The following is a 12,522-nucleotide window of genomic DNA, read 5'->3' on the forward strand; positions in this document are numbered from 1 at the left end:
TTTATTTTCATACGGTGCCCCGCGAATGTTCAGACCGTTATCGATCTTTATCGGCACGCGCTATACCCGCGCCAAGCGCCGCAATCGCTTTGTTTCGTTCATCTCCATGACCTCGATGATCGGCCTCGCCCTGGGTGTGCTGGCGATGATCGTGGTGTTGTCGGTGATGAACGGCTTCCAGCGCGAAATGAGCTCGCGCATCCTCGGCATGGTGCCCCACGCCACTATCGTCGGCGTCAATCCGATCGACGATTGGCAGCCGGTGGCCGCCGCGGCGCTGAAAAACCCTGAAGTCACCGCCGCCGTACCTTTCACCGAGATGGAAGGCATGCTCAGCTATAAGGGTTCGATGCAGCCGATCCAGATCAGCGGCGTCGACCCGGCCCAGGAAGGCAAGGTGTCCATCGTCGCCCAGCATATCGTCCAGGGGCGTCTGGATGCCTTGAAACCCGGAGAGTTTGGCGTGGTGATCGGTGAAATCACCGCCCGTCGCTTTCGCCTGAACGTCGGCGACAAAATCACCTTGATCGTGCCGGAAATCAGCAGTGCCCCTGGCGGCATTACCCCACGGATGCAGCGGCTGAACGTGGTAGGTGTGTTCAAGGTGGGTGCCGAGCTGGACGGCTCCATGGCGCTGATCCACCTGGCCGACGCCGCGCAGATGCAGCAGTGGCAGCCCAACCAGGTGCAAAGCGTGCGCCTGGCGGTGAAAGACTTGTACGCGGCGCCGAAGGTCTCCGCTGATATCGCCGCCAGTCTTGGCGCGGCCTACAAAGCCGACGACTGGACCCACACCCAGGGCAGTCTGTTCAGCGCCATGAAAATGGAAAAAACCATGATTGGCTTGCTGTTGCTGATGATCGTCGCGGTGGCGGCGTTCAACATCATCGCCACGCTGATCATGGTGGTGAATGACAAGGGTGCGGACATTGCGATCCTGCGCACCATCGGCGCCACGCCGCGGCAGATCATGGCGATCTTCATGGTCCAAGGCACGGTGATCGGCGTCGTCGGCACGCTGATTGGCGGCGTCCTGGGGGTGATCGCAGCGCTGAACGTCAGTGCGCTGGTGGGCTGGCTGGAACGGGTCAGCGGCCAGCACATTTTCAGTTCCGATGTGTACTTCGTCAGCAACCTGCCCTCGGAGCTGCAGCGCGGTGATGTGCTGCTGATCTGCTCGGCCGGGTTCATCCTGAGCTTCCTCGCCACCGTGTACCCGGCGTGGCGTGCGGCGAAGGTCGAGCCGGCGCAGGCGTTGCGGTATTCCTGAGGTTGTCGCGGACTCTGAATCCCCCTGTGGCGAGGGAGCTTGCTCCCGCTGGGCTCTGTAGGAGCTGGCGAAGCCTGCGATCTCTTGATCTTGATCTTTCGCTTGAGACTCAAATGTCTGGGGAAAGATCGCAGCCTCGTTGCACTCGTCAGCTCCTACAGGACTCTCCCCACCGGGGGCGTCGGGCTCAATCCCCCTTCGGCAATTCGATCAGGAATCGCGTCCAACCATCGGCCGACTCACAGCGGATCTGCCCGCCGTGGGCGCGGATGATCGAGCGGGTGATGGCCAGTCCGAGCCCCGCGTGTTCGCTGCTGCCCTCCTGGCGGGCCGGGTCGGCGCGGTAGAAGCGGTCGAACAGTCGCGGCAGCAAATCCGCTGCAATCCCCTCGCCACTGTTCTCCACGCTTATGTTCACCCCTTGAGCCTCATCGATAATGCGCACCCGCACTTCGCCGTCAATCGGGGTGAAGCGCAGCGCATTGTCCAGCAGGTTGGAAAGGGCCCGGCGCAGCATGTTGCGGTCACCCTCGATGCGGCTCTCGCCCTCGCGGCTCAGGCGTACGTTGGCGTCTTCGGCCAGGGGCGCGAAGAAGTCCAGCAGCGCGTCCACTTCTTCGGCCAATTGCAGCGGTTCGCGATTGAGCGCCAGCAAGCCGTGGTCGGCCTTGGCCAGGTACAGCATGTCGTTGACCAGTTGCGCCATCCATTGCAGTTCTTCGAGATTGCTGTGCAACGCCTCGCGGTAATCCTCCAGCGGGCGTTCGCGGGTGAGGGTGACCTGGGTGTGGGTCAGCAGGTTCGACAGCGGCGTGCGCAATTCATGGGCGATGTCGGCAGAGAACGCTGAGAGCCGCTGAAACGCATCGTCGAGGCGCCCGAGCATGGCGTTGATGCTGTGGGCCAATTCCGCCAGTTCGGCGGGCATTTGCTCTTCGGGCAGTCGAGCGTTGAGGGAGCGGGCCGAGACGCTGCCGGCAATGGCACCCATGCGTCGCAAGGGGTGCAAGGCCCGCCGGGCGGCCCAGGCGCCAAGCAGGGCGGTGGCCAGGGCCGAGAGGCCGACGGTCAGCCAGATCAGGCGCTGCATGCGTTGCAGGAAGTGCTGGTGGTGGGTGATGTCGAGCAACAGGGTCAGCTGCGGCGAATTGGTTCGATCGGGATACAACGGCGCATTCAACACCCGGTAATCGGTGTCGGCATCGCTGAGGGTCGACAGGCCGGGACGCTCCGGCAATTGAGCTGGAATCCGGATCGAGCTGTCGTACCAGCGCACACCATCGCTGCCCTTGATGCGCAGCGCCAGGTCGGCCTGACGGCTCAGTTCATCTTCCAGGCGAGCCTGGGTCTGCTCGGCGTCGAGGTCTTGCAGGGCTCGGCGCAGGCCGATCAGCTTGCCTTCGAGCAGTTGCTGGTCCAACTCGATGAAATGCGCCTCGCTGCCACGGCTGAACAACACCCCGGCGAACAACGACACCACGGCGGTGCAGGCGGCGAACAGCAGCGCCAGGCGACTGCTCAGCGACCACCGGCCCCTCACAGGCTGCGCTCTTCAAGCACATAGCCCATGCCCCGCACGGTATGGATCAGTTTGCTGGGGAAGTCATCGTCAATCTTGATTCGCAGGCGTCGTATCGCGACTTCGATGACGTTGGTGTCGCTGTCGAAATTCATGTCCCAGACCTGGGACGCGATCAGCGACTTGGGCAGTACTTCGCCCTGGCGGCGCAGAAGCATTTCCAGCAAGGCGAATTCCTTGGCGGTGAGGTCGATGCGCCGGCCACTGCGTTCGACGCGACGGCGGATCAGGTCCAGGCGCAAGTCGGCCAGTTGCAGGCTGGTTTCCTGTTGCGCCGAACTGCCCCGGCGCAACAGGCTGCGCACCCGCGCCAGCAACTCGGAAAAAGCAAAGGGCTTGACCAGGTAATCATCGGCGCCCAACTCCAGGCCGTGTACCCGATCCTGTATCGCATCCCGCGCGGTGAGAAACAGCACCGGTGTATCCAGCCCGGCGCCGCGGACCGCTTGCAGGATCTGCCAGCCATCGCGGCCGGGCAACATCACGTCGAGGATCAGCAAGGCGTATTCACCGCTCAAGGCCAGTTGCTGGCCGGTGACGCCATCGGCCACCAGGTCGGCGTTGAACCCGGCTTCACCCAGGCCTTGGCGCAGGTATTGGCCGGTTTTGGTTTGGTCTTCGACGATCAGCAGTTTCATGGGCAGCTCAAGACATGGTTTGAACGTGGGCGTTATACCGCGACGGCCGTGGCCGTGGCACAACCTGACAGAGTTGTAATGCAGTTGTCAGTCAATTGGCAGCCGCACCCATCTAGAGTCCTGGGCAAGTTGAACCTTACCTTGTCGGAGTATGAACATGTTGATGGTAAACCGTCTGATCCTGGCCGCCTCTGCGTGGGTATTGAGTACCGCGTTGTGGGCATCGCCCGGTGAGCACTTTGATTTCGGCCAGCCCACGCCAGCGGCCAAGGCCAGTCGCACCATCGAGGTGGTGATGGGCGACATGTCGTTCAATCCCGGCGCGCTGGATATCAAGGCGGGCGAGACGGTACGGTTCGTACTGATCAATAAAGGCCAGTTACTGCACGAATTCAACCTCGGTAACGCTGCGATGCATGCCCAGCACCAGCAGGAAATGCTCAAGATGCAACAGAGCGGCATGTTGACGCCGACCGGGATGAAGCCGGGAATGGAGCATGCCTCGATGAATCCGACCTCGATGGGGCACGGTGGCAAAGGCGGCATGATGCGCCACGACGACGCTAACAGCGTGCTGGTTGAGCCGGGTAAGTCCGCGGAGTTGACCTGGGCTTTTGACAAGGCCACCCGGCTGGAATTTGCCTGCAATGTCCCCGGTCATTACCAGGCCGGGATGAAGGGCGACCTGACAGTCAGTCAGTAAGCACTCAAAGGCTGCGGCAAAGGCTGATAGAATCGGCTGATTCTTCAGTCAGGTTTCCGTCATGCATCCCGCAGCCGAACATTCGCCGCTGGGCAAATCCAGCGAATACATCGCCACGTACACGCCGTCACTGCTGTTCCCGATCCCGCGCGCCGCGAAATGGGCGGAACTGGGCCTGACGGCCGAGACCCTGCCGTACAAGGGCGTGGATTTCTGGAACTGCTTCGAGCTGTCGTGGCTGCTGCCGTCCGGCAAGCCGGTGGTGGCCATCGGTGAGTTCGCGATCCCGGCGGATTCGCCGAACATCATCGAGTCCAAATCCTTCAAGCTGTACCTCAACTCCTTGAACCAGACGCCGTTCGCCGATACCGCGAGCCTGGAAACGACCCTGCGCCAGGACCTGTCGGCGGCTGCCGGCAAAGCAGTGGGTGTGCGGATCCGCAGCCTCAAGGACGTGGAGCGTGAAGGCATCGTGGCGCTGCCCGGTACGTGCATCGACGATTTGGACATCAGCGTCGACTCCTACGCGCACCCGCGTCCGGAGCTGCTGCGCTGCGATGCTTCACGCATTGTCGAGCAAAGCCTGCACAGCCACCTGCTCAAGTCCAATTGCCCGGTGACCAGCCAGCCCGACTGGGGCAGCGTGGCGGTGGAATATCGCGGCGCGGCCCTGGACCCGGCCAGCCTGCTGGCCTACATCGTCAGCTTCCGCCAGCATTCCGATTTCCATGAGCAATGCGTGGAGCGGATCTTTCTCGACCTGCAGCGCTTGCTCAAGCCGGAAAAACTGACGGTGTATGCACGGTATGTGCGTCGGGGCGGGCTGGATATCAATCCGTATCGCAGTACTGAAGACGTTCAACTGCCGAACCATCGCCTGGTCCGCCAGTGAGTCTCTGATGTGGGAGCGGGCTTGCTCGCACAATGGATTGCATTTCAGATTGCCGACATTAAAAAGCCCCGCTAGCGATAGCAGGGCTTTTTTGCATTTGAAGGGTTCAGATCCCCATGTTGCCCAAGGCTTGCACGATGTTGCGCAAGGTCCCGGCAAGGGTGGGGTGTTCCACCTCGAAGCGCTCGACAGCCAGGTTCACATTGTCGGCGAGGTTGTTGTCCGGCGTTTTGGTTTCCAGCTCAAGTTCAAACTCGATCTGTTCCATCAGCGTCCGTAGATCATCACGCTCGGCTTCGGAAAGCGGCGGGTTCTGGTCCAATTGCTCGCGCAGTGTATTGAGCTGTTCTTGCAATTCGCGGGCAGGCATTGGCGTACTCCCTTTATTGATAGGCACAGCCATGGACCGCGACAGCGTGTCAAAAGTCCGTGGCTTACCTTAAGAGTAATCTACCCTCGCGCTCCCTGCATGATCCCGGTCATGGCTTCTCGCCTTTGAGTCGGCGCAGGCTGATGTCCGCCAGGCAAGTATCAAGTTCGCCCAGGTGATCGATCACTGAATGCACCCCCAGGCCGAACAATTGCACGGTGGCCTTGGCACGCTTGGTTTCCCGTTCCTGTTGGCTCAGCGCTTGCCATTCGTCAGGCGCCAGGCCACACAGCGAGCCGCAGGACGCCAGGCCGATGGTCCACAAACCGGCGTTGAGGCCTGACTGCAACAACCGGGGTTCGCCACTGACCAACACGCAACCGTCCAGTTGCTGGACGTTCAGCGCCATCAGGGCCTGCCAGCAGGCATGCGGTGCCGGCCAAGGATTATTTGTTGCGGGAAGTTGCGGTGGTTTGATCCACGTTGGCAATGACGCCGCCAAGGCATGGCTGACGGCAGGTGGCAATTCGTCGAGCCAGGCGCAAGGGATTTCCTGGCGCTGCAACTGGTGCAAGCTCTCAAGGGCGCCAGGTGTTGGCTGTGCATGCTCGACGGGCTCTGCGCCTGGCTGACGGATGCGCGCGCCGAAATCCACCAGGCATCCGCTCAGGCCAAACAGTACGGCGGTCAGGCTGGGGGCGGGGAGGGGCAGGGCTTCGGGGCGGGGCATGGGAACATCCTTGAAATAACCACCAGCCTAAAGGGCCTCGATGACAGTCCGGTGACAGTGAAATGAAGGACGCCGGTCGTGGAAACGTCCTACAGCCTACGTGTTTTTCGGTGCTGCCTATCCACGCGTTCCGTCTTATACTAGCCAGCTTACCGCCTGGGCTCGGCGCCCTTGCCTGAACAATCCAAGGAGTTTCCCCCTATGCGCTGGAGCCATCGTCTAGCTCAGCTATGTTTGTCTGCCAGCGTCCTGCTGGTTCCGTTCGTTGCCCAGGCCGCGACGGAAGAAGATCCTTGGGAAAGCATCAACCGTCCAATCTTCATCTTCAATGACACCATTGACACCTATGCGCTCAAGCCACTGGCCCAGGGTTATCAATACGTGACGCCGCAGTTCCTTGAAGACGGCATCCACAACATGTTCCGCAACATCGGCGACGTGGGCAACCTGGCCAACAACGTGCTGCAGGCCAAGCCGGCCGCGGCCGGGGTCGACACTGCCCGATTGATCTTCAACACCACCTTCGGCCTGCTGGGCTTCTTTGATGTGGGCACCCAGATGGGCCTGCAGCGCAGCGACGAAGATTTTGGCCAGACCCTGGGCTACTGGGGCTTGGACAGCGGGCCGTATGTGATGTTGCCGCTGCTGGGGCCAAGCACCCTGCGTGACGCGCCGGCCAAGCTGGTCGATGACTACACGGCCCCGTATCGTTATATCGATAACGTCTCGGTGCGTAACTCTATTCGAGGCCTGAACATCGTCGACACCCGCGCCAGCCTGTTGTCGGCCGAGAAGATGGTGCGTGGCGACAAATACGTCTTCATCCGCAATGCCTACCTGCAAAACCGCGAATTCAAGGTCAAGGATGGCCAGGTCGAAGACGATTTTTAATTTCGACCTGTAAAACCAGGAAGGCGGCCCAGAAGGCCGCCTTCTGTGCTTTGGCGTCGTGTTTGAACAGGTTTGATCCTTCCATTGAGTTACGCTTCGCTCGGTTCTTATAACTCTCTGTGCTTTGACAAATAAAGACGGCAAGCGGCTATCTGCATGAGCTTGAAACGCCCCGCGGATGGGAGTACCGTCTGCGCCTTAGAAGGGCACCTCTGATGTAGTTGCGTGTAGGGCAAAGACCTGAAACCTGTACGACAGAGAGGCTAGAAAGCGAATCCAGTAGTGCGTGCAAGGCCAGACGGCCCAGCCCGCTACGCCAACCTAATTCTGGCGCCGTTTGCCCACATGCCAAAAACCAGTGCCACGCTGCTGATAATCGATGATGACGAAGTGGTGCGAGCCAGTCTCGCAGCCTACTTGGAAGACAGTGGTTTCAGCGTCCTGCAGGCCAGCAATGGCCAACAGGGTCTTCAGGTATTCGAGCAAGACAAGCCCGACCTGGTCATCTGCGACCTGCGCATGCCGCAGATGGGCGGACTCGAACTCATTCGCCAGGTCACCGAGATTTCCGCGCAGACCCCGGTGATCGTGGTTTCGGGCGCCGGCGTGATGAACGACGCGGTCGAGGCATTGCGCCTGGGCGCGGCAGATTACCTGATCAAGCCCCTTGAAGACCTCGCGGTGCTCGAGCACTCGGTGCGCCGGGCCTTGGACCGTTCGCGGCTGTTGTTGGAAAACCAGCGCTACCGCGAAAAGCTGGAGACCGCCAACCGCGAGCTGGAAGCCAGCCTGAACCTGTTGCAGGAAGACCAGAACGCCGGGCGCCAGGTGCAGATGAACATGCTGCCGGTCAGCCCTTGGGCCGTCGACGATTTCCGTTTTGCCCACCAGATCATCCCGTCGTTGTACCTGTCGGGCGATTTCGTGGACTATTTCCGGGTCGATGAGCGGCGAGTGGCGTTCTACCTGGCGGATGTTTCCGGCCATGGTGCTTCTTCGGCATTCGTGACGGTGCTGTTGAAGTTCATGACCACGCGCCTGTTGTTCGAGTCCAAGCGCAACGGCACGCTGCCAGAGTTCAAGCCTTCGGAAGTCCTTGGGCATATCAACCGAGGCCTGATCAGTTGTAAGCTGGGCAAACACGTCACGATGGTCGGTGGAGTCATCGACGAGGAGACGGGTTTGTTGACCTATAGCATTGGCGGTCACCTGCCTTTGCCTGTGTTGTATACGCCAGACAGTGTGCGTTACCTGGAAGGACGTGGTTTGCCGGTGGGCCTGTTCAACGAGGCCACCTACGAAGACCACGTACTGGAATTGCCGCCGACATTCAGCCTGACGCTGATGTCTGATGGCATTTTGGACCTTTTGACAGAACCTACACTCAAAGAGAAAGAAGCGGCCTTGCCTGAACGGGTGAGAGCAGCGGGCGGCAGCCTGGAAGGCTTGCGTCAAGTGTTTGGATTAGCCACGCTAGGGGAGATGCCGGATGATATCGCCCTGTTAGTGTTGAGCAGGAACCTTTGATGAGTACCGGTAGAATCCAGTTCGCCGAGCAGGACGGCACCTTTGTCCTGAAGTTTGTCGGTGAAGTGCGCCTGACCCTGTGTTCGGCGCTGGATGCGACGATTGAGCGGATCTTCACTGCGCTGAACTTCAGCGCCATCGTGATCGACCTGACCGAAACCCGCAGCATCGACAGCACCACATTGGGCCTGCTGGCCAAACTGTCGATCCTGTCGCGGCAAAAGGTCGGTCTGCTGCCGACTGTCGTCACCACCCACAACGACATCACCCGTCTGCTGCAATCGATGGGCTTCGACCAGGTGTTCAACATCGTGAGCGACCCTGTGCCGTGCCCGGAATGCCTGGACGACCTGCCTGACCAGGACCAGTCCGAAGAAGAAGTGCGGATCAAGGTGCTCGAAGCCCACAAGATCCTGATGGGGCTCAACGATTCCAATCGTGAAGCCTTCCATGACCTGGTGAATGCGCTAGAGGGGCCTTGATCCCTGGGTTTTGCTTAGGCTGACCGCCCTCATCGCGAGCAAGCTCGCTCCCACATTGGAATGCATTCACCTGTGGGAGATTGCTCGCGATAGTGTCTATCGATCCGCCACATCCCTCAGGCCAAGCCACATAAAAAAGGGCGAACCCACCAAGGTTCGCCCTTTTTGCATGCCTTGTGAATCAGCTCAAAGCTTGGCTTGCAGCAACGCCTCCAGTTTCTCCTGGTCCCGGGCAAACTGACGAATACCTTCGGCCAGTTTCTCGGTCGCCATGGCGTCCTCGTTGGACAACCAGCGGAACTGCGCTTCATTGAGGTTCAAGCGGGCCTCCCCGGCTTGCCCTGGCGCCAACTTGCGCTCCAGCTTGCCGTCGTCGGCGGCCAGTTTTTCCAGCAGGTCCGGGCTGACGGTCAGGCGGTCGCAGCCGGCCAGTTGCTCGATCTGGTTGAGGTTGCGGAAGCTCGCGCCCATGACCACGGTCTTGTAGTCATTGGCCTTGTAGTAGTTGTAGATGCGCGTCACCGACTGCACGCCCGGATCATCCGCGCCGGTGTAGTCGTTGCCGTTGGCTTTCTTGTACCAGTCGTAGATACGGCCCACGAACGGCGAAATCAGGAACACCCCGGCATCGGCACAGGCAGCGGCCTGGGCGAAGGAGAACAGCAGTGTCAGGTTGCACTGGATGCCTTCACGCTCCAACTGCTCGGCAGCGCGGATACCTTCCCAGGTGGAGGCGATCTTGATCAGCACGCGCTCGCGGCCAATGCCGGCCTTTTCGTACAGATCGATCAGACGATGCGCACGCTTGAGCATGGCCTCGGTGTTGAACGACAGGCGCGCATCCACTTCAGTGGAAATGCGCCCTGGGATCACTTTCAGGATTTCTTGCCCAACCGCCACGGCAAAACGGTCGCTGGCCAGGCCCACGTCGCCCTTGCAGTCCGCCACGCAGGCGTTCAGCTGCTCGGCATAACCTTGAATGGCCGAAGCCTTGAGCAGCAGGGAAGGGTTGGTGGTAGCGTCCACGGGCTTGACGCGGGCGATGGCCTCGAAGTCGCCGGTATCGGCCACGACGGTTGTGAATTGCTTGAGTTGTTCCAGCTTGGAAGTCATGAGCGTGCTCTGTCCTATGGGTCCGTTGACATTACCCGAGGGCCGGCAGCCACTCAAGGGCGTGAAGGGGTATCGACGGGCCCCAGCGGCAACAACCTGAAAACGGCTGTTTGAAAGGCCGGGGCGGTATCGGTAGATACGATGCCAAAACAGCGTGCAGGTTCAAAGCAAGTGACGGTTAACGCCCTTCCAGCAGTTGCCCCGCCTGATCCAGCAACGCCAATGGATCCTTGGTTTTGTGAATATCCACCGACAACAACTGCCGAAATCGCCGCGCGCCCGGAAAACCGGTGCCCAGCCCCAACACGTGACGGGTGATGTGATGCATCGCCCCACCCGCGGCCAGGTGATCGGCGATATACGGTCGTAACTGCGCCAGCGCCTCGGCCCGGGTGATGACCGGCGCGGTGCTGCCGAACAACTGCTGATCGACTTCGGCCAGTAGATACGGGTTGTGATAAGCCTCGCGCCCCAGCATCACACCGTCGAAGGTCTGCAGATGTTCGTGGCACGCCTCCAGCGTCTTGATCCCGCCGTTGAGCACAATCTCCAACTCCGGAAAATCCGCCTTCAACCGCGCGGCCACGTCATAACGCAGCGGCGGGATGTCGCGATTCTCCTTCGGCGACAACCCCTCCAGAATCGCAATCCGCGCATGCACGGTAAAACTCGTACACCCGGCCTCACGCACCGTCCCGACAAACTCACACAATTGCTCGTAACTGTCCCGCCCATTGATCCCGATGCGATGCTTGACCGTCACCGGAATCGACACTGCATCGCGCATGGCTTTCACGCAGTCAGCCACCAACCCCGGATGCCCCATCAGGCAGGCGCCGATCATATTGTTCTGCACCCGATCGCTGGGGCAGCCGACGTTGAGGTTTACTTCGTCGTAGCCGTGATCCTGGGCCATACGGGCGCAGGCGGCCAGGTCGGCCGGGACACTGCCGCCTAGTTGCAGGGCTAGCGGGTGTTCGGCTTCGTGGTGGCGCAGGAAGCGTTCGTGGTCACCATTGAGGAGCGCGCCGGTGGTGACCATTTCGGTGTAGAGCAGGGCGTGCTTGGAGAGGATGCGTAGGAAGAAGCGACAGTGGGCGTCGGTCCAGTCCATCATCGGGGCGACGGAGAAGCGGTGGGACAGTGAAGCAGTTTGTAGGAGCATTGGGAGGATCTGAATCAACGAGGCAGAGAGCCGCAGTTTATCAGGGATAGAGGGGTGGTGTTGAGGGACCTGTCGTTTTGATCTGGCAGTAATGTTCAGATAGCCAAAAAGTTGATTCGTATGCGGTGTTTATACAGCGGCTCTCGCAAATAAAGTTAACTCCTGTACAAGCTTCTCTTTTGGGCTGGTTACTACATCATTTTGCATCTGACAGATCATGTGTTTTATAAAGTCCGTCCGACTTAACTGAGACTGGGTCTGGAGATCGTCCAGCTCAGAGGCGATATATGCGTTCAGCTTCAATGACAATCTTTTGCTTTCTTCTTTGTGAGGGCAGACGTTGAATAAATGATCGAGATGAGTTTTCTCGTCGACAGCAGTGCATGCGGCTTGGCGCCAAGTGAAAATTGTCCCTTCTCCAGCTCGCTGTTCCCTAGCTAGAAAATCGATATAGAGGCTTAAGAACATTTTTCGATGTTTAGTCGCAGCGGCAGTGGTGATTACGTGCATAGCCTGATCCAATCGATCAAGATACGAAGCAGGGAGCCTCGTTTCGATAGACACGACAGCAGCTTCTCTAGCCGCTTTGATTGCCGGAGTGGACTGCGCTGGTATCCCTACGACCTGATCACATACGTCACACACTGAAACCAAAACACCCTTTGCCTCACCGAGACCATCGTCGAATGGTACGTTTCTGCGGGTAAATGTCGTCTGCACCAAGCCTTCGCAGTGACTGCAAATCGCTCGACTCTTATCGCCCTCTTGATAAAACTTCATAGTCATTAACTCATTGATGAACGCTGATAAACCATACATCTGGTGCGATTACGTAGAATTTTACGTACCAACCGCTGTATTTGATCAGGTGAACATCCACACCTTTTACCTGATGGTGCTCAGAGCACGAGTGGTGGGAACCGTCGCATCGTGCGACGATGCTGATCACCTCTTGGGGGGTTACCTGACCGGTCGCCAAGAGGTTTTTGACGGTGATGCTGCCCCGCGCTTCATGCTGGAAGTCCCCATTCTTAAGTGCCTTGATCAGGGCCGACTTTGCCGCTTTGAAACCCATGCGCCGACGTAACTCCGTGTCAGTTGTACGAAATTCATCGTACAAAATCAAGTAGTCAATTCATTGGCCGACGACGACCACTATTTT

Annotated in this window: 14 protein-coding genes; 6 read left to right on the forward strand and 8 right to left on the reverse strand. The window is 59.4% G+C overall.

Annotation, left to right across the window (positions count from 1 at the left end; all coding sequences use genetic code 11):
• The first annotated feature begins 25 nt into the window (after positions 1 to 25).
• Entirely contained in the window at positions 26 to 1,270 is a 1,245-nt protein-coding gene (locus AC09SL_RS01775; protein WP_058544117.1) for a lipoprotein-releasing ABC transporter permease subunit, read from the forward strand.
• 187 nt (positions 1,271 to 1,457) lie between these two features.
• Here the strand turns inward: AC09SL_RS01775 and AC09SL_RS01780 are convergent, their stop codons facing one another.
• Together AC09SL_RS01780 and AC09SL_RS01785 are read right to left on the reverse strand one after the other, a co-directional pair.
• A complete protein-coding gene (locus AC09SL_RS01780; protein ID WP_058544116.1) occupies positions 1,458 to 2,810 on the reverse strand; it encodes a heavy metal sensor histidine kinase in 1,353 nt (450 codons plus the stop codon).
• The gene (locus AC09SL_RS01785) at positions 2,807 to 3,487 is read right to left on the reverse strand and encodes a heavy metal response regulator transcription factor (protein ID WP_058544115.1); all 681 of its coding nucleotides are present in this window, start codon (positions 3,485 to 3,487) and stop codon (positions 2,807 to 2,809) included. The genes AC09SL_RS01780 and AC09SL_RS01785 overlap by 4 nt, the downstream gene beginning before the upstream one ends.
• A gap of 157 nt (positions 3,488 to 3,644) precedes the next feature.
• On the opposite strand from AC09SL_RS01785, the gene copI reads away from it, so the two are divergent.
• Both copI and queF read left to right on the forward strand, forming a co-directional pair.
• Positions 3,645 to 4,190, forward strand: a complete 546-nt coding sequence (copI, locus tag AC09SL_RS01790) for a copper-resistant cuproprotein CopI (protein WP_058544125.1) — start codon at positions 3,645 to 3,647, stop codon at positions 4,188 to 4,190.
• 61 nt (positions 4,191 to 4,251) lie between these two features.
• A complete protein-coding gene (gene queF / locus AC09SL_RS01795) occupies positions 4,252 to 5,082 on the forward strand; it encodes an NADPH-dependent 7-cyano-7-deazaguanine reductase QueF (RefSeq protein ID WP_058544114.1) in 831 nt (276 codons plus the stop codon).
• A 106-nt stretch (positions 5,083 to 5,188) separates the two neighbouring features.
• Here queF and AC09SL_RS01800 read toward each other — a convergent pair whose 3' ends face one another.
• Both AC09SL_RS01800 and AC09SL_RS01805 read right to left on the reverse strand, forming a co-directional pair.
• Positions 5,189 to 5,452, reverse strand: coding sequence for a DUF4404 family protein (locus AC09SL_RS01800; RefSeq protein WP_058544113.1), 264 nt, complete (start codon positions 5,450 to 5,452; stop codon positions 5,189 to 5,191).
• 109 nt (positions 5,453 to 5,561) lie between these two features.
• Positions 5,562 to 6,182 (reverse strand): HAD superfamily inactivated hydrolase PcrP, encoded by a 621-nt coding sequence (locus tag AC09SL_RS01805; RefSeq protein ID WP_064106772.1) that lies wholly within the window; start codon positions 6,180 to 6,182, stop codon positions 5,562 to 5,564.
• 201 nt (positions 6,183 to 6,383) lie between these two features.
• On the opposite strand from AC09SL_RS01805, the gene AC09SL_RS01810 reads away from it, so the two are divergent.
• From AC09SL_RS01810 to rssC, 3 genes are all read left to right on the forward strand, one after another.
• On the forward strand, positions 6,384 to 7,073 hold the full coding sequence (locus tag AC09SL_RS01810) for an MlaA family lipoprotein (RefSeq protein WP_058544994.1): 690 nt from the start codon (positions 6,384 to 6,386) through the stop codon (positions 7,071 to 7,073).
• Positions 7,074 to 7,418: 345 nt separating this feature from the next.
• Positions 7,419 to 8,600, forward strand: a complete 1,182-nt coding sequence (gene rssB / locus AC09SL_RS01815; RefSeq protein WP_058544995.1) for a two-component system response regulator RssB — start codon at positions 7,419 to 7,421, stop codon at positions 8,598 to 8,600.
• A complete protein-coding gene (gene rssC / locus AC09SL_RS01820; RefSeq protein ID WP_058544996.1) occupies positions 8,600 to 9,082 on the forward strand; it encodes an anti-sigma factor antagonist RssC in 483 nt (160 codons plus the stop codon). Before rssB ends, rssC begins: the two co-directional genes overlap by 1 nt.
• 186 nt (positions 9,083 to 9,268) lie before the next feature.
• Here rssC and tal read toward each other — a convergent pair whose 3' ends face one another.
• The 4 genes from tal to AC09SL_RS01840 all read right to left on the reverse strand — a co-directional run bounded on the left by tal (position 9,269) and on the right by AC09SL_RS01840 (position 12,435).
• Entirely contained in the window at positions 9,269 to 10,195 is a 927-nt protein-coding gene (tal, locus tag AC09SL_RS01825; protein WP_058544997.1) for a transaldolase, read from the reverse strand.
• 178 nt (positions 10,196 to 10,373) lie between these two features.
• Positions 10,374 to 11,360 (reverse strand): tRNA dihydrouridine(20/20a) synthase DusA, encoded by a 987-nt coding sequence (gene dusA / locus AC09SL_RS01830; RefSeq protein WP_058544998.1) that lies wholly within the window; start codon positions 11,358 to 11,360, stop codon positions 10,374 to 10,376.
• Positions 11,361 to 11,489: 129 nt separating this feature from the next.
• Complete coding sequence (locus AC09SL_RS01835) at positions 11,490 to 12,140, reverse strand: hypothetical protein (RefSeq protein WP_058544999.1); 651 nt, start codon at positions 12,138 to 12,140, stop codon at positions 11,490 to 11,492.
• A 10-nt stretch (positions 12,141 to 12,150) separates the two neighbouring features.
• Positions 12,151 to 12,435 carry a hypothetical protein gene (locus AC09SL_RS01840; protein ID WP_013692635.1) on the reverse strand — a complete coding sequence of 95 codons (285 nt, stop codon included), beginning with the start codon at positions 12,433 to 12,435 and terminating at the stop codon, positions 12,151 to 12,153.
• Between the last annotated feature and the right edge of the window lie 87 nt (positions 12,436 to 12,522).

Source organism: Pseudomonas sp. PF05 (assembly GCF_056521845.1).